Source organism: Helicobacter sp. 23-1044, assembly GCF_053654695.1.
Genome location: NZ_JBSIUQ010000007.1, coordinates 1 through 16,693, shown reverse-complemented (window position 1 = coordinate 16,693; position 16,693 = coordinate 1). Strand labels below are relative to the sequence as shown.

Genomic DNA, 16,693 nt, shown 5'->3' with positions numbered 1-16,693 from the left:
TAGAATTTTGATTTAAAAATATTTTTCAAAGGCAATATCTTGGGACAGATTATCACCATAACTTCGGGCAAAGGTGGCGTTGGCAAAAGCACGGCGGTGGGCAATATCGCCGTTGGACTCGCAAACAAAGGCAAAAAAGTCGTGGCAATCGATTTTGACATAGGACTTCGCAATTTGGATATGATTTTGGGACTTGAAAATCGCATAGTCTTTGATGTCATCGATGTGATGGAGGGCAAATGCAACCTAAATCAGGCACTTATAAATGACAAAAAAGCAAAAAATCTTTTCTTTCTCCCCGCTTCGCAAAGCAAGGACAAAACGATTTTGGATAAAAATAAAGTCAAAAATCTACTTGTGGATTTAAAGAGCAAGTTTGATTTTGTGCTAATTGACTCGCCTGCGGGGATTGAAGGCGGGTTTGAACACGCGATTTTCTGCGCGGATAGGGCGTTAATTGTCGTAAATCCCGAAGTTAGCTCGGTGCGGGACGCCGATAGGGTGATTGGCATAATTGACGCAAAGAGCGAGCTTGCAAAGGCGGGTAAAGAAGTGCAAAAGCACCTAATCATCAATCGAATCAAATATGATTTGGTGAAAAAAGGCGAAATGTTAGACAAAGATGATGTGCTAAATATCGTGGCAATCCCGCTGATTGGGCTGATTAGCGAAGATGAGAAGGTGGTAAGTGCCACAAACAAGGGCGAACCTGTGATTTACAATAAAAATTCAAAGTCTGCAAAGGCGTATAATAATATTTGCGAGCGCATTTTAGGCAATGAAGTGGCGTTTGAAGTTGAAAGCACGGGATTTTTATCAACGATAAAGGGGTTTTTTAAATGAGTTTTTTAGATAGAATTTTGGGGCGGGGCGATTCGGCAAAGATTGCTAAAAATCGCCTATCAATCGTCCTTGCCACCGAGCGCAGCACGAATCTGCCCTATATAAACGAAATGCGAAATGAAATCATCGAAGTCATCAAAAAATACACAGGCGCGGGCACGCAAAATATCCACTTTAAGACAGATTCAAATCAAAATATCAATATGTTAGAGATTGAAATCAAGCTAAATTAGGGCGTTTTGGTGCTTTTGCTTTTGTGGGGGATAATTTTTGCAAGTTTTTTAAGCGCGGATAATATCGTGCTTTTAAAAGTAGAGAGTGGTGAAACTTTACAGAATCTAAACGCAGAATCTACCACCACTTCGTCATTGCGAGGCAGTTTGAGCGAAGCGAAAACAACGAAGCAATTCGCAGAATTTGCGAGCGAAGCGAAGCAACCATCCAAAAAAAATAATCCGTGCGAAGCACCCAAAACTCGCCCGCTTCGTGGTGCAAAAAATCGGATTCAAGGTTGCAGTAGTGCAACCGCCGATTTTTTGCTAGAAGCGGATAAGCGAGGCTCTCCCCCTAAAAGCGAAAAGCGGCAGCTTTTGGCGAGTAGGGGGAGCGGGGCGGGGGGTGCAGCCCTTTTGCGAAAAAAAATTAGCGAAACAAATGATAAAAATGGCGAAACTATTGCAGATTCTGCGAATGAAACTAAAAACGCAGAATCTAATACAAAATCGCAGAATCTAAAAATAGATTCTTCGCTTCGCACTTCGTGCTCCGCTCAGAATGACAATTTTAATGTGGATTGCCACGATTTTGCTACGCAGAATCTCGCAATGACGGAGAGCAATATAGTTTCTACGATTCACACGCAAAACGCAGAATCTGCCCAAAAATCCGCCAAAAGCGCAGAATCCACCGAATCAAAAATCAATCTCTTAGAGCAAAATGCAAAAAATTTCGAATCCTACACCACAAAATATTTCAAAAAACGCAACTATGAACGCCCCTTTTCGTCCGAAGCGCAGGATTACAAAGATAGCATTTTGATTGAGCGAGATTTGGCGAAATCTACGGATTCGGCGAAAGATTCAGCACAAGATTCGGCGGATTTGACAAGCGATTCAACAAAAGATTCAGCACAAGATTCAGCGGATTTGACGAAGCGCAAAAAACCAAAGATTTATAAAAAGATTTTAGAGTCGCCCAAACCAAAGATTGTAATTATCATCGATGACATCGCAAACACAAAGCAATTAGACGCCCTTAAAAGCGTGGGATTGAAGCTCACGCCATCCATTTTCCCGCTTAAAGATTCAAATGCCAAAATGCGCGCGGCACTCCAAAATTTAGACTTTTTTATGGTGCATTTGCCCCTTGAAGCACTCGCCTACAAGGACGAGATGGATACAATCACGCTAAATGACAGCAAAGAAAAAATCCAAGCAACAATCGAGCAAATAAAGCGCACAATGCCAAATGCGAAGTATCTAAACAACCACACCGGCTCCAAATTCACCGCAAACAAGGACAAAATGACGCTTTTGCTTTCGTTGCTAGATTTGCATAATATCGCATTTGTCGATTCGCGCACCACGCCAAATACCGCGCTCCCCGCCATCGCGCAAGAGCAAAATCGCCTAATTTTGCAACGCGATATTTTTATCGATAATGCGCTAGATTCTGCGTCTTTGAGTGCGCAAATTAGCGAAGGGGTGAAAATCGCAAAGGCGCAAGGTTACGCGATTTTAATAGCCCATCCGCACAAAGAAACGCTAAATGCGCTAAAAGTCGCCAAAAACAGCATTTTAAAAGAAGTAGAAATCGTCTATTTAAACGAGCTAGATTCTGCGCTAAAACGCGCAAAAATCACAAAATACACAACTTCGCTTTTTAAATGAAAAATATCAAAATCTTAAATCGCTTTGATTTAGGCAGTGCGCCACAAAGCATTGGCAAAATCCAAAACGGCGTAAGTGTCGTAACGCAAGATGGTAGGGCGTCTTTGATTGAAAATGGCGCACTAAAAACGCAAATAACATTATCAGATTCAGCGTTGCATAAGTTTGCCAAAGGCAATAGCGCAAATGCAAATTTCATCTGTGCGTGTGCCGAAAATAGCGCAATCATCGCTAAAATCGCAGAATCTCGCATAAAAAAATACGCCAAAATCACTTCGCACACAAAGGCGATTAGCGCGTCAAGTTTTAGCGAAGATTCTGCGTTTTTTGCGAGTGGCGGGGAGGATGGGCGCATTTATATCTACACCACAAGCGATTTTAAAAAAATCCTATCCTTGCCCTACCGCCCAGACTACATTGCTTCGCTTAACTTTTCGCGCGATTCACGCTTTATTTTTGCTAGTTGCTTTGATAAAAGCAATGTGATTTTTGACTTAAAACGGGCAAAAATGGTTGCCATTTTTTACACAAATGAAGTCATCGAATGGGGCGAATTCTTCGAATCAAACACAAAAGTTATGCTAATCTCGCGGGATTTTAAATCCATCATTTATGATATTAGCGCAAGGGAAATCACTAGTAGCGCAAATATTTTTAGCGCGTGGGCGAATGTATTTTGCATAGATGAAGTGGCAAAAATCGCCATCGTTGGGGCAAGAGACGGCGGGATATATTTGGTAAATACCGCTGAAAATCGCGTCATTTTTTATTTGAGTGCTGAATCGCTTCTTGGCATTAGCGCGGTATGCTTGCATTTGGGGTGCATATTTTTAGGCGGGATAAATGGCGAAGTTGTCATCATTAGCTACAAAGATGATGGAGCGTTTGAAAATGCGTGCAGGGCGAAAGATTACGCCCTTGCAAGTGAAATGTTAGAGAAAAATATTTTTCTTTCGCTTTTGCCCTGTGCGAAGGTGTTTGATGATGATTGGGAGGGGATTTTAAAAAAAGCGATTTCGCTTTTGGGCGAAAATAAAATTGATTTAGCGATTGCGCTTACAAATCCCTTCACAGCGCAAGATTTGGCGAAAAAAAGTGCCTTTGCGGTGTATTTGGATAAAAAAGATTCGGTGAAAAAGTTTAAAGATTTGGTTGAGAAAAACGCCTTTGAAGAGGCGTATAATATGACTTTAAATGCGAAGTTTTTGCTGAAAACTTCATATTATGAGAGTTTGGAGGACGCGTGGCAGAGGGCATTTAACAGCGCGCGAAAAATTTTAGAGGATAGTCCAAATGACGCCATTTTGGCAAAGCGATATTTGGAGGCATTTTTGAAAACGCCCAAAAAAGACGCCGCAATGCAGCTTTTAAATAACTTGCATATTTTTGCCGAAGCGGATAGTTTTATCAAAGAGCAGGATTTTAAGGCGTATTTTGCGCTTGTGGGCAACTTTGCGTATTTGAAAGAGTGCGCGCTGTATAAAAAGGTGCTGGCACTTGGGGAGAACTTTTATGATAAACTTTTGGAGGCAAAAAAGGCGGATAATTATGCGGAGTTTGAGAGAATCTACGCCTTTTTGCTGAACTTTTCGGCGTATAAAGATACGATTATTTCGCTAAATATTGCGGTTGCAAAAAAGCGAGAATTTTTAGAGTTGATTGCCAAAAATAGGCGAGTTGAAGTCTATAAACTCGCAAATGAGTTTGAAGAGCTGCAAAATCTAGTGGAGTTTAAGGATTTTAGCGCGGACTTTGAGGCGGTGGCGAAAAATGCGCTAGATTCAGCGCACAAGGGCGAAGCGGAGAAGTTAGGCGCGATTTTTGGCGAGTATGTGAAAGTGCCATTTTGGGCGGAGCGGATTTGTGCGATTTATAAAATCGCGTATTTGGCGGAGTTTGATAAGCATTTAGGGACGCAAAGTGCGATAAATTGGGAGCAAAGCGTGAAAAACTACATAAAAATTTTTGGCGCAGATGATGAAATCGATGAGTTTTGCCAAAGGTGCGGAGTTAAGATTGATGGCGATTTGGTGCGAATGCCATTTGCCTTGCAAAAGTCGCTAATTTCACGGGTGGCGAGTAAATGAGCGAAGTGAAAAGATTGGATTTATTGCTGAATCGTTGCGATTCAGCGAATCTGTCCCAAGATTGTCATTCTGAGCTAGTGAAACGAGCGAAGAATCTAAATTTTGATTCACAAAACGCCGAAAATCCGCCGAATCTAAAATGCGATTCACAAAATCTCACGCAAGAAATTTCACAAAATCTCTCACAAAAATTCGCAAATCTCAAAAACCCGCCAAAATCACTTTTTTACAAAGGCGATTTATCGCTTTTAGATTCGCTCAAAGTCGCCATTGTAGGCACTCGCACGCCAAATCCCTACACAAAATCACTCACCGCAAAACTCGCCCACGCCATCGCAAAACACGCTGTGGTGGTAAGTGGCGGTGCTTTGGGTGTCGATATTATCGCACACACGGGCGCAATGCCACGCACGATTATGATTTCGCCAAGTTCGCTTGATATCATCTATCCGCGCGAAAATGCCAAAATCATCGCCCAAATCGCAGAATCCGCGCTCATTTTAAGCGAATATGAGAAGGATTATGTGCCACATCGTTTTAGTTTTTTGGAGCGAAATCGCCTTGTGGTGGCACTTAGCGACATTGTGATTTTGCCACAGGGCGATTTGAAAAGCGGGACGCATTCTAGCGCAAACTACGCCCTGCGCTTAAATAAACCCATTTTTACAATCCCGCATCGCTACGATGAAAGCACGCTCACAAATGCGCTTTTGGCGCAGGGCAAGGCGAGAGCGATTTATAATATCGATGATTTTATAAAAGAGATTTTTGGCGTAGAATCTAGCGCGGATTTTGCCAATAGCGCAGAATCTAGCGATGAAATTTTGGCATTTTGCGCGAAAAATCCCGCTTTTGAGGATGCGCTTGCAAAGTTTGGAAATAAGATTTTGGAGTATGAGTTCGATGGAAAGCTCGTGCGGGAGGGCAATAATATTGGAGTTGCGCGGTGATTGCGATTGACTTTGGATTGAAGCGCATTGGCGTGGCGTGGAAATGTGGCGAGTTGATTTTGCCACTTGGTGCGATAAAATTTCAAAGCGATTCGCAGGTGGCGGGGGATTTAAGCGCGATTTTATGCGAAAAAAAGGCAAAGATTTTGGTGATTGGAGAAGTCAAAGAAGAGTTAAGCGGTGCGCTAGAAGCGATTTTGGCGTTAGTGGCGTTTGAAGGGGATATAAAATTTGTCGATGAAAATTTGAGTTCGGCGGAAGCACAAACGCACATAAACGGACGAAAGAAAAGCAAAAAACTCCGCAAAGATGGAACGCTAGATAGTTTATCAGCGATGATAATTTTAGAGCGATATTTAGCAGAAAAATGCTAAAAACGCAGAATCTAAACGCAAAATTTAAAAATACCAAATAGATTGCCACGATTCGGCGTTGCCGAATCTCGCAATAACGAAAGAGATTCCCCCTCCCTTGCGGAGGGGGATTAAGGGGGTGGGTAAAATAATCAAAAAATAATAGCGCAAAAACTTCAAACGCAGAATCTGTCCCCACTTCGTCATTACGAGTCCTTGCCAAAGTCAAAGGCGAAGCAATCCAAAAATCAAAAGAGAATCGCCACTTCGTCATTGCGAGAAAATCCGCAAGGATTTTCGTGGCAATCCAAAATTTTGCGATAGCAAAAATATAGCAGAATCGCAGAATCTAATCCAAATTTCGCAGAATCTAGCGTGAAGTATGGCACAAAATCTCACATAAACACAGAATCTGAAAATAGATTGCCACGATTTGCATTCGCAAATCTCGCAATGACAATAAGGGGAGAAGTTTGCAATTCATAAAATCTCGCAATGACGGCGTAATAATTTCACAGAATCTCGCAATGACAAAAATGGCGCACTAGATTCTGCAATATTTTAGGGTTTCAATTTCCCCCTCCCCTGCGGAGGGGGTTAGGGGGTGGGTAAAATAATCAAAAAAAATAATAGTGCAAAAACTTCAAACGCAGAATCTGCTTCACTTCGTCATTGCGAGGCGCGCGAAACAAAGCGAGTGCAACGAAGCAATTCGCAGAATTTGCGAGCGAAGCGAAGCAACCATCCAAAAACTTAACAAGCAGAGTGGGGATTCTGTGTTTTATATTTCATTCACAGAATCTGCCAAATTGTTGCTATTCTCGCACGAAGCGAAAAATCTCAAAAAATCGTAGAATCTAAATAGAGATTCTTCGCTCGTTTCACTTGCTCAGAATGACAAAATAATAGATTGCCACGATTCTACTAACGCAGAATCTCGCAATGACAATAAGGGGAGAAGTTTGCAATTCATAAAATCTCGCAATGACAAAAGAGATTCCCCCTCCCTTGCGGAGGGGGCTAGGGGGTGGGTAAAATTCAACCTTTCGTCATTGCGAGTCCTTGCCAAAGGCAAGGACGAAGCAATCCAAAAATTGAAAAAGCAAAGTGGGGATTCTGCGTTTTTATTTTATTCGCAGAATCTGCCAAATTGTTGCTATTCTCGCGCGAAGCGAAAAATCTCACAAAATCGCAGAATCGCAGAATCTAATAGATTGCTTCGGCACTTCATACCTTGCAATGACGAAGTAGTGGCAGAATCTGCGATTTGCACTTTAATTTGTCATTTTGAGCGAAGCGAAAAATCTCAAAATAAAAGAGATTCTTCACCTACGGCTCAGAATGACAAAATAATAGATTGCCACGATTTTGCTACGCAAAATCTCGCAATGACAATAAGGGGAGAAATTTGCAATTCATAAAATCTCGCAATGACGGAACGCAATGCAGATTCTGCAAATCAAGCGCAAATCGCAGAATCTAAATAGAGATTCTTCGCTCGTTTCACTTGCTCAGAATGACAAAAAAATGTGGATTGCCACGATTCGGCGTTGCCGAATCTCGCAATAACGGAACGCAATACAGATTCTGCGGATTTGGCGCATTAACGCCATTGCGCTATTTTATCATCTCAAAAAATTCGCTTTCATCGATACATTTTACGCCCAAAGTCCGCGCCTTTGTGAGTTTGCTACCTGCGTTTGCCCCGCAAAGCAAAAAATGCGTTTTGGATGAAATCGCCGAACTCACCCTCCCGCCCAAACGCTCAATAATCTCCACAAACTCATCTCGTGGGCGAGAAAGCGTGCCTGTTATCACAAAAATTTTCCCTGCAATCGCCGAAGTATTTTTTTGAGATTTTTCGCCAAAATGACAAAAATCAGCAGAATCTAAATTTGGTTTGCCTTCAAAATTCGCAGAATCTGCGGAGGATTTTGATACCCACCCCCTAACCCCCTTCGCAAGGGAGGGGGAATTTTTGTGTGAATCCTCCGCAATGGAGGGGAAAAAATTCGATTCAATCTCCGCAATGGAGGGGGAATTTTTGGAATTGCCCTCCGCAGTGGAAGTTTTCGCGTTAGATTCTGCAAATTCTACAATTTTCGCGTTAGATTCTGCGTTTGCGCTAGATTCTGCGGATTCTGCAAAACTCGCATTAGATTCTACGGATTTCGCATTAGATTCTGCGGATTCTGCGATTTTCACGCCAAATTCTACAAAATTCTCACCAAATTCTGCGAAGTCCAAAATCTCATAAAACTCCACCACGCGACTTTTATTCACACGCAAAAACTCCGCCACCGACTTTGCCATCTCCACGCCAAACCCATCGATTGCCAGAAAGTCCGCGAACTCCCTTTCCACCCACCGCGCTCCAAATTTTCGCGCGATTTTCTTTGCCGCCACTTCGCCGATATGCTCGATGCCAAGCGCGTTTATAAAGCGGTGCAGAGGCGTTTTCCTTGCGTTTTTAATCGCGCCTAAAAGATTGCTGATTTTCCTTTCCTTAAATCCCTCTAACCCCGCGAAATCCGCCTCACTCAAAAAGAAAATATCGCGTGGCGCGCGGATTTTCCCCGCGTCAAATAAAAACTGCACGATTTTCTCGCCAAAACCATCGATATTTAGGCACTTTTTGGAGACAAAATGCGTGATTTCGCCCACCACACGCGCGGGGCAGTTTAGATTTTGGCACTTGATAAATGTGCCTAAATCCGCCACTTCGCTTTGGCAAATCGGGCATTTCGTAGGGCGGGAAATCTCGCGCTCATCGCCGTTTCGCCGATTTGCATAAATTTTTGTGATTTTTGGGATGACATCGCCACTGCGGATAATGCTTACAAAATCCCCGATTTTCACGCCAAGACGGGCGATTTCATCAAAATTATGCAGCGTGGCAAAGCGCACCTTCGCCCCCTCAATCTCAACGCTCTCAACCTCCGCCACAGGCGTGATTACGCCACTTCGCCCCACTTGCAGATTTACGCTAATTAGGCGCGTGGTTTTTTCAAGCGCGGGGAATTTAAATGCCGCCATAAACTTTGGAAACTTAATCGTATGCCCCAATTCAGCGCACTTTTTTAGGTCATTCACACGCACAACCATCCCATCCATCATCATTTTCTTGCTCTCTCTTTGCGATAAAAGCGCGCTATACGCATTTAAAACGCCCTCCAAATTCTCACACACGCCCACAAAATCATCCTTTAAAAATCCCAAACTCCGCACAAACTCCATCACCTCGCTATGTTTGGCAAAGTGCAAGTCATTTTCGCCCACGCCCCACGGGTAAAACATAAGGTTTCGCTCTTTTGTGATTTTGGTATCAAGCACTCGCAAACTGCCACTTGCAGCATTGCGCGGATTTGCAAAAGTGCTCTGCCCTGCGCGTTTTCGTGCTTCATTTAGCGAGTCAAAATCCGCTTTTAAAATCACCACCTCGCCACGAATCTCAATGCGCTTTGCGTAATTTATGCGTTTTGGAATGCTTGAAATGGTGCGCACATTTAGCGTCACATCCTCGCCAATCTCGCCATCTCCGCGCGTTGCGCCACTTATCAACTCTCCATTTTCATAAGTGAGATTTAAACTTGCCCCATCGAATTTTGGTTCGACAAAAAAGTCATTTTCGCACTTCGCACGCACCGCCCACGCGCGGAGTTCCGCTTCATCAAAGACATCCTCCATACTCCACATTTTCGCGCGGTGGGCGAGTTTGTAAAACTCGCTTTGGACTTTTGGGGCGATATTTTGCGTGGGAGATTCTGCGATAATCAAATGCGGGTTTGCGCCCTCAAATGCGCGGATTTCACGGATTAGTGCGTCATATTCCTCATCGCTTGCCAAAGGTTCATCCGCCTCGTAATACGCGCTCATCCACGCATTTGCGGTGGCGACTTTTGCTAAATATTCGTTTTTATCCATCATTTTGCCTTAAAAATTTGTGAAATTATAGCGTTTTGCGGAATATTTTTTGCTTTAAATTGCGTGGAAAATTATAAAAAAAAGGGTGATTTTGGTTGAAACGATAAGCAAAGAGACGCAAAATTCCATCGCCACAAAACGAGCGAAAAGTCCGCAAGGTAGGGCGTTTGCCGACTTTATAAAAGATTTAGGTAAAACTACTGCGCCCACAAAAGCGGACTTTAAAAATGCAAATTTGAGCGATGCAAAAAAGGCAGATTCTGCGCCAAAAATCACGCAAAATTTGGCAGATTCTGCGGTGGATTTGAAGGCAGATTCTGCGAAAAATGTGGCGCAAAATGCAAAAGATTCTGCGAAAAAAAGCGAGATTTTAAGCGATATTTTGAAAAGTAAAAACGAGGAAAAACCGCAATCCACGCCAAAATCCCCGCTTGATGAAATCCTCTCTCGCCCAAAAGCAATAAATGCAAAACTAAATCAAACGCCGCAGATTAAAGATTCCACAAAAGATTTTTCGCCAAAAATGTCGCCAAATGTGGGAAACAATGTGGGGAAAAATGTGGAGAAAAATGTGGAAAAAAATGTGGCAGATTCTGCGAAAAATGTGGCGCAAAATGCAAAAGATTCTGCAAAAATCGCAGAATCTAGCGCGAAAATCGCAGAATCTAATGTGAAAATTACCCACCCCCTTGCCCCCTCCGCACGGGAGGGGGAACAAATAGGAAAATCCTCCATAAAAAACGGGGAAAATTTGAGTGAATCCTCCGCAAAAAATGGGGAAAATTTAAGTGAATTCTCCGCACAAAAAAAATCTAATTTATTAAGCGATTTGCCAAAAAATGGCGCATTAGATTCTGCGAAAAATAAAATCGAAACTACGCAAGATTCTGCGAAAAACGCAGAATCTAAAAATTCTACCCACCCCCTAACCCCCTCCGCAAGGGAGGGGGGATTTTTAAATGAATTCTCCGCAAAAAATGGCGCATTAGATTCTGCGAAAAATGAAATGCAAAATGTTGAAAAAAATCTTATGCAAAATGCAGAAAATTTAGCGCATTTAAACGATGATTTTACAAAAGATTCTGCGCTAATAAATCCAAAAATTGAGGCACAAAATAATGGCAATTTAGGCATTAAAAATACGCTAAAATACGGCGCGTTTAAGGCGTTTGACGCACTCTCACTTCTCACACCAAGCGATGGCAAAAAACTAAGCGATTTAATCAAAAAAGCAGATGAATTATCGCTAAATTTACAAAGCATAAAATACACAAAAATGGGCGAAAAAAATAGCATTTTTGAAAACATAAAAGCACCAAAAATTGATGAAAAAATCAACGCAGATTCTGCGAAAAGTGCAGAATCTAATGCGAAAATTACAGAATCTAAAAATTCTACCCACCCCCTTGCCCCCTCCGCAAGGGAGGGGGAAAAATTCGATTCAACCTCCGCAAGGGAGGGGGAAAAATTCGATTCAACCTCCGCAAAAAACGGGGGAAGTTTGAGTGAATCCTCCGCAAAGAATGGAGAAAATTTAGAAAAATCCTCCACGCCAAATAAAATCGCAGAATCTTCGCAAAAAAATATCGCAGAATCTTCGCAAAACAAAATCGCAGAATCTGCCTCAAAAAATCTCGCAGAATCTTCGCAAAATAAACTCGCAGAATCTCCCCTAAAAAATGCCCTAGATTCTGCGGAAAACAAAGAAAATGACATAAAGCAAATCGCTCTAAAAAATGAAAAATTCGCAGAATCCAAAAAAGAAACCGCATTAGATTCTGCGAAAGATTCTGCAAAAGATTCGCCAAAAGATTCTGCGAAAAATACGCAAGAAATAAGCATCATTTCAAACGCAGAATCCACCTCAAAAATCGAGCATAAAATCTTTGACGCAAAAGAAGTTATGAAAAATTTTGCAAATAATTTAAAGCAGGAAATCCAAAATTATAAACCCCCCATTTCAAAAATCACAATCGAGTTGCAACCCGCAAACTTGGGAAGCGTGGAGGTTAGCATAATTTCGCAGGGCAAAAATATTCAAATTCAACTCCACTCAAATCAGCAAACACTAAATTTATTCATCCAAAATCAAAGCGACTTACGCTCGGCACTCGCGCAGATTGGGTATGAAAATGTGGCGATGAGTTTTAGCAATGGCGCGCAGATGGGATTTAGCGACAATAGCGGAAAGTGGCGTTATGAGCAAAAATATAGGAATGATTTTCGCTTAAAACAGAGTGACGAAAATGATGAAAAGTTTGAAATTATGATAATAAATAACTACGCATAGGGGCAAAAATGGAAGCAAGCGAAGTAAAATCACCCATAAATCTAAACGAAGTAAGCGGTTACAATGCCGCGCAAAAAAACAAACCAAAGGCAGAACCAAATAAATTAGACAACACAGCATTTATGCGATTATTTTTAGAGCAACTCAAAAATCAAGACCCTACTTCGCCGATGGAGACGGACAAAATCATAACCCAAACCGCGCAATTAACGCAAGTCGAAATGCAAGAGCAAACAAAGCAAACGATGATAGAAGTCGCAAACGCGATGAAATCCACGCAAGAGACGAACAAAGAGTTAAAAGACTTGCAAAGCGATATGAAAATCGCACTAGAAAATCTAATCGCCGTTTTAGCAAACAAAGATTCTGCGAATTTAGCGCAAAGTGCGGGTGCGCCGAGTGGATTAGAGATGATTGGCAAAATCGCAGAGACAAAGATAAATGGACTAAATCTCGTTGAAAATCAAAAAATGGACTTTGAATTATATTTCGATGAAGCGATAAATGCGAGTTTGGGGACGCCAAAGATTTTGGTGCAAAATGAGAGTGGCGAAACAATCCGCGAGATTGACATTAGCGATAAAAATGGGATGAGCGGATACTTGCATTTTAGCATTGAAGGCAAGGATGATAAGGGGCAAAATCTCCCAAGTGGCGCGTATAATATCATCGCGCAGTATAATTTTAAAGGCGATGGCACTTACAATCTCGCGCGTGTGGGGCGTGGCGAAGTGCAAAGCGTGATTTTAAATGATGGAAAGGTGCATTTGCGGATGGGCGAACTTATCGTGCCACTTGAAGATGCGCTAGAATTTTACCTAAAACAAGGGGCATAAGATGAATTCGACACTTTATAACGGCGTGAGCGGGATTCGCACGCATCAATTTGGATTAGACTCGACTTCAAATAATATCGCAAATATCAACACCACAGGTTATCGCGCGAATATGCCTGCGTTTAAAAGTCTCTTTTCCACCGCATTAAGCACGGCAAATCCTGCTTCGCCTGTAAAAAGCGATATGAATTATGGCGCGACTTCCGCAGCAAACGCAATCTCAAATAATGATGGTTCTTACAAAGAAAGTGATGGCGAGTTTAGCGTGGCATACGCGGGAAAAGGGTGGTTTGTCGTAGGGGATAATGAAGGCATTTCATTTGATGGCGACAATAAAAAAGGCGTGTATTTTACGAGAGATGGTTCATTTTCACGCGATGCGGAGGGATTTGTGGTAAATAGCGCGGGATATTATATGCTTGGCGTGGATTTGGGAAAAATAAAGGACGGCGTTTTTATTAGCAATCCGCAAAATGATGAGGAAAATTTAGCAACAAGCGAGGTAAAACCGCTTCAAATCCCGCAGAATCTGCACTTTGGACCTACGGAGAGCACCTATGCAAATATCGCGCTAAACTTAAATGCAAACAAAAGCGAGTTAAATTCCTATCCGTTTTTCTTAAACGAAAATGGCGAAGTTGATGAAGAAAAGTTGATGAATATGGACATAAATGCGCTTGTGGTGGGGGGCGAAAACTTCAACGCCACAGCGTATAATAGCGGGATTATCAGCGTGGAAAAAGATGGCGAGATAATCGACTATGAATTTCATTATGAGGATTTTCGCACATTTAAGGATTTGAAAGAGGCACTTGAAAAAGAGACGGGATTAACGCTTGATTTTGCGCGAAATGCGGAGGGGAAAATCGATAAAAAGTTGGTTTTGGAGATAAAAAAATCTGCCACAGATTCTACGCTAGATTCTGCGAAAATCAGCGTAGGTGGGAAACTCTTTGAGCGACTTGGGATGAGCGGGGGCGCGGATTTGACAAACTTTGGATTTCAAAGCGACAAATTAGCGTTTGCAAACTACAAAACCACCACCGAAATTTTCAACGACAACGGCGATAAAATGCTAATAATTTCGCGCTACATTTTAAGCGAAAATGGCGAAAATGAGCAGGTTTGGAGTGTGGAGAGCGGGATTTACACAAAAGATGGCGAAACTTTGATAGGGGAGAAAGTCGCCCACAGCATTGCGTTTGACAAAGATGGCAACGCAGAATCTGCCCCCATAACGCTAACTTATGGCGACAAAAGCGTGGAATACAGCATTTTAGGGAGCGAAAAGCGCAAAAGTAGCAATGTGGCGTATATGGATTCTGCGGTGCTAGATACTGCGAAGGACGGCACACAAAAGGGCGAACTCGCGCACATCGGCATCGATAATGATGGCATTATAAGTTTGTCTTTTACAAATGGTGTGACTGAAAAAATGGGGCGCGTGGGCGTGGTGGCGTTTGTCAATGACCAAGGTTTGCAAAAAGTGGGGGGCAATCTCTTTGAGATGGCGCAGTATTTAGGGCAAAATTCGCTTCCGGCAAGTGGCGCACCGCTTATTGGGTGGGATGAAAAGGGCGCACTTCGCTTCGGGCAGATTTTGCATAAATATTTGGAGAGTAGCAATGTCAATCCTGCGGACGCGATGACGGACTTAATCGTCTATCAGCGCGGATATTCGATGAATGCAAAGGCATTCACCACAGGCGATGATTTAATAAAAGAGGCGATAAATTTGAAAAGGTAGATTTGCGGATTTTGCGAGAAAATCGTGTGAGATTTTGGTGAGAAATTTGCGCGATTAGATTCTGCGCCAAATTTCACGCTAGATTCTGCGCCAAATTTCACGCTAGATTCTGCGAAAATGTGCTAAAATCGCAGAATCTATCGAAATGGAGTAAAAAATGAAATGTATTTTATGTGAATCGCAAAATTTGAGTTTGTTAGAGCGAATAAAGGCGAGTGATTTAATCGCACTTTACGCAAAAATGGGCGTTTCCGTGCGACATATTTTGACGCAGGATGTGGAATATGTGCATTGCAAAAATTGCGATTTGCGATTTTTTAGACTGCAAAATGGCGAAATTCCCACAGGCGACGATGATTTCTACACGGAGTTAATCAAAAATAGTTGGTATTATTTGGCGGAGAAAAATGAATATGACTTTGCTAGAAAGTTTATCAAAAATGGCGCAAGAGTGCTTGAAGTGGGATGTGGCGCGGGTGTGTTTGGTAAAAGTTTGCAAGGGGTGGCGGATTATGTAGGATTAGAATTTAGCACCAAAGCAAAGGAACTAGCATCGCAAAATGGCGTCAATATCCAAAATATTTTAGTGCAAGATTTTGCCAAGCAAAATGATAGCGAATTTAGCGTGGCGTGTAGTTTTCAGGTATTAGAGCACACGGCAAATCCACGAGAATTTTTAGAAGCGCAAATCTCTTGTTTGATGCCAAATAGGGGGGGGGGCAGAATAAGTTAAAAACCGCAGATTCTGCGAAATTGCTAATTATCGCCGTTCCTAGCGAAGACTCTTTCCTAAAATACGCCGTAAATGGCATTTTAAATATGCTTCCACATCACATCAGTCGTTACAGCGACAAAACGCTAGAATTTATCGCAAGGGAGTTTAATCTCACACTTTTGGAAATCTACCACGAACCCGTGCAAAGCGTCCATTTTGACTTTTATAAATCCACGATATGGGCGAAATATTTTCTCAAAACGCCACTTATTGATAGGGGCATTTTGCGGAAGGTCATAAATCGCTTTGGCATTTTTGGGAGGCGATTTATCAAAATCCCAAAAGATGCGTTTGGGCACACGGTGATTGCGGTTTATCAAATGTAGATTCTGCGAAATTTTTGAGATTCTTCGCTACGCGCTAACGCGCTTCGCTCAGAATGACAAAATGAAGCGTTTTTCGCAGAATCTACCGCAAATATTTATTGATAGCGATTTTGTTACCAAGTGTTGCGATTTTATTTTTGAGACGCAGGGCAAAAATTATGATTTTCTCAAACGCACTAAAATTAAGATTGACATTTTTATAAAGTGCGTTTGTAATGCTTGTATCCACGCTACGATTGCGCCAAAAATTATTTTCAAAGTCCCCTTTCAATCGCCCTAAATAAAATCGCCTCAAAAGCGCACTTGCAGGAATGCAATCTTTGTAAAAATAAAAAAGTTGATAGGCGTATTTATCCTCAATACCGCCTTTTAACCCCTCATTTATCTCTTGGCGCGATAAATGCAAGAATTTTTGATAGACCAAAACGGCGTATTTTTGGCACACACGGCGGATAAATAGCGTATCTCCTGCGGGATATTCATTTTCATTATATCCGCCAAGTGCAAGCATTATTTGCTTATTGTGACACAATCCGCCGGGATGAAAATATGGGAAAACGCAATTTTTTTCATTTGTGTAAAATCCCTTTGAAATATGGCAAAATCGCTGATATGGTGGCAAATAATATTTGTATTCATCGCCAGATTCTGCGCCAAAAAAGAGACTTTCCAC

Annotated in this window: 18 protein-coding genes; 14 read left to right on the top strand and 4 right to left on the bottom strand. The window is 42.1% G+C overall.

Going from position 1 to position 16,693, the window contains the following annotated elements:
• Window positions 1-39: 39 nt before the first annotated feature.
• Genes minD through ruvX form a run of 6 tightly spaced genes read left to right on the top strand, consistent with a single transcriptional unit; the run spans window position 40 to window position 6,143 of the window.
• Window positions 40-843: a septum site-determining protein MinD gene (gene minD, locus ACWIUD_RS07015; RefSeq protein ID WP_454148012.1), complete on the top strand. Its 804-nt coding sequence runs from the start codon at window positions 40-42 to the stop codon at window positions 841-843.
• A complete protein-coding gene (gene minE / locus ACWIUD_RS07010; protein WP_454148010.1) occupies window positions 840-1,076 on the top strand; it encodes a cell division topological specificity factor MinE in 237 nt (78 codons plus the stop codon). Before minD ends, minE begins: the two co-directional genes overlap by 4 nt.
• A 9-nt stretch (window positions 1,077-1,085) precedes the next feature.
• Window positions 1,086-2,732, top strand: a complete 1,647-nt coding sequence (locus ACWIUD_RS07005) for a divergent polysaccharide deacetylase family protein (RefSeq protein WP_454148008.1) — start codon at window positions 1,086-1,088, stop codon at window positions 2,730-2,732.
• Entirely contained in the window at window positions 2,729-4,819 is a 2,091-nt protein-coding gene (locus ACWIUD_RS07000) for a hypothetical protein (protein ID WP_454148006.1), read from the top strand. The genes ACWIUD_RS07005 and ACWIUD_RS07000 overlap by 4 nt, the downstream gene beginning before the upstream one ends.
• A complete protein-coding gene (dprA, locus tag ACWIUD_RS06995; RefSeq protein WP_454148004.1) occupies window positions 4,816-5,769 on the top strand; it encodes a DNA-processing protein DprA in 954 nt (317 codons plus the stop codon). The genes ACWIUD_RS07000 and dprA overlap by 4 nt, the downstream gene beginning before the upstream one ends.
• Entirely contained in the window at window positions 5,766-6,143 is a 378-nt protein-coding gene (ruvX, locus tag ACWIUD_RS06990) for a Holliday junction resolvase RuvX (RefSeq protein WP_454148002.1), read from the top strand. The genes dprA and ruvX overlap by 4 nt, the downstream gene beginning before the upstream one ends.
• A 24-nt stretch (window positions 6,144-6,167) precedes the next feature.
• Here ruvX and ACWIUD_RS06985 read toward each other — a convergent pair whose 3' ends face one another.
• On the bottom strand, window positions 6,168-6,329 hold the full coding sequence (locus ACWIUD_RS06985) for a hypothetical protein (protein ID WP_454148000.1): 162 nt from the start codon (window positions 6,327-6,329) through the stop codon (window positions 6,168-6,170).
• Window positions 6,330-6,370: 41 nt separating this feature from the next.
• Entirely contained in the window at window positions 6,371-6,511 is a 141-nt protein-coding gene (locus ACWIUD_RS06980) for a hypothetical protein (RefSeq protein WP_454147998.1), read from the bottom strand.
• Window positions 6,512-6,726: 215 nt separating this feature from the next.
• Here ACWIUD_RS06980 and ACWIUD_RS06975 point away from each other — a divergent pair, with 215 nt between their 5' ends.
• From ACWIUD_RS06975 to ACWIUD_RS06965, 3 genes are all read left to right on the top strand, one after another.
• The gene (locus ACWIUD_RS06975) at window positions 6,727-6,879 is read left to right on the top strand and encodes a hypothetical protein (protein ID WP_454147996.1); all 153 of its coding nucleotides are present in this window, start codon (window positions 6,727-6,729) and stop codon (window positions 6,877-6,879) included.
• Between the two features lie 205 nt (window positions 6,880-7,084).
• Window positions 7,085-7,543 (top strand): hypothetical protein, encoded by a 459-nt coding sequence (locus ACWIUD_RS06970; protein WP_454147994.1) that lies wholly within the window; start codon window positions 7,085-7,087, stop codon window positions 7,541-7,543.
• Window positions 7,544-7,565: 22 nt separating this feature from the next.
• Window positions 7,566-7,691 carry a hypothetical protein gene (locus ACWIUD_RS06965; RefSeq protein WP_454147992.1) on the top strand — a complete coding sequence of 42 codons (126 nt, stop codon included), beginning with the start codon at window positions 7,566-7,568 and terminating at the stop codon, window positions 7,689-7,691.
• 48 nt (window positions 7,692-7,739) lie between these two features.
• Here ACWIUD_RS06965 and ligA read toward each other — a convergent pair whose 3' ends face one another.
• Window positions 7,740-10,046, bottom strand: coding sequence for an NAD-dependent DNA ligase LigA (gene ligA, locus ACWIUD_RS06960; RefSeq protein ID WP_454147990.1), 2,307 nt, complete (start codon window positions 10,044-10,046; stop codon window positions 7,740-7,742).
• Window positions 10,047-10,137: 91 nt separating this feature from the next.
• Here ligA and ACWIUD_RS06955 point away from each other — a divergent pair, with 91 nt between their 5' ends.
• From ACWIUD_RS06955 to ACWIUD_RS06935, 5 genes are all read left to right on the top strand, one after another.
• Window positions 10,138-12,336 (top strand): flagellar hook-length control protein FliK, encoded by a 2,199-nt coding sequence (locus ACWIUD_RS06955; protein ID WP_454147989.1) that lies wholly within the window; start codon window positions 10,138-10,140, stop codon window positions 12,334-12,336.
• Between the two features lie 8 nt (window positions 12,337-12,344).
• Window positions 12,345-13,172 carry a flagellar hook assembly protein FlgD gene (gene flgD, locus ACWIUD_RS06950; RefSeq protein WP_454147988.1) on the top strand — a complete coding sequence of 276 codons (828 nt, stop codon included), beginning with the start codon at window positions 12,345-12,347 and terminating at the stop codon, window positions 13,170-13,172.
• Between the two features lies 1 nt (window position 13,173).
• Complete coding sequence (locus ACWIUD_RS06945) at window positions 13,174-14,919, top strand: flagellar hook-basal body complex protein (RefSeq protein WP_454147986.1); 1,746 nt, start codon at window positions 13,174-13,176, stop codon at window positions 14,917-14,919.
• 157 nt (window positions 14,920-15,076) lie between these two features.
• Window positions 15,077-15,652: a class I SAM-dependent methyltransferase gene (locus ACWIUD_RS06940; RefSeq protein ID WP_454147984.1), complete on the top strand. Its 576-nt coding sequence runs from the start codon at window positions 15,077-15,079 to the stop codon at window positions 15,650-15,652.
• Between the two features lie 20 nt (window positions 15,653-15,672).
• A complete protein-coding gene (locus tag ACWIUD_RS06935; RefSeq protein WP_454147982.1) occupies window positions 15,673-16,020 on the top strand; it encodes a hypothetical protein in 348 nt (115 codons plus the stop codon).
• An 82-nt stretch (window positions 16,021-16,102) separates the two neighbouring features.
• Here ACWIUD_RS06935 and ACWIUD_RS06930 read toward each other — a convergent pair.
• Window positions 16,103-16,693: hypothetical protein (locus tag ACWIUD_RS06930; RefSeq protein WP_454147980.1), on the bottom strand; the 591-nt coding region annotated here is incomplete at its 5' end.

Excerpts from the sequence above, each read along its gene's own strand:
- minE (WP_454148010.1), top strand. The coding sequence starts at position 840 with ATGAGTTTTTTAGATAGAATTTTGGGGCGGGGCGATTCGGCAAAGATT.
- ACWIUD_RS07000 (WP_454148006.1), top strand. The coding sequence starts at position 2,729 with ATGAAAAATATCAAAATCTTAAATCGCTTTGATTTAGGCAGTGCGCCA.
- dprA (WP_454148004.1), top strand. The coding sequence starts at position 4,816 with ATGAGCGAAGTGAAAAGATTGGATTTATTGCTGAATCGTTGCGATTCA.
- ACWIUD_RS06985 (WP_454148000.1), bottom strand. The coding sequence starts at position 6,329 with ATGACGAAGTGGGGACAGATTCTGCGTTTGAAGTTTTTGCGCTATTAT.
- ACWIUD_RS06965 (WP_454147992.1), top strand. The coding sequence starts at position 7,566 with ATGCAGATTCTGCAAATCAAGCGCAAATCGCAGAATCTAAATAGAGAT.
- ligA (WP_454147990.1), bottom strand. The coding sequence starts at position 10,046 with ATGGATAAAAACGAATATTTAGCAAAAGTCGCCACCGCAAATGCGTGG.
- flgD (WP_454147988.1), top strand. The coding sequence starts at position 12,345 with ATGGAAGCAAGCGAAGTAAAATCACCCATAAATCTAAACGAAGTAAGC.
- ACWIUD_RS06945 (WP_454147986.1), top strand. The coding sequence starts at position 13,174 with ATGAATTCGACACTTTATAACGGCGTGAGCGGGATTCGCACGCATCAA.
- ACWIUD_RS06940 (WP_454147984.1), top strand. The coding sequence starts at position 15,077 with ATGAAATGTATTTTATGTGAATCGCAAAATTTGAGTTTGTTAGAGCGA.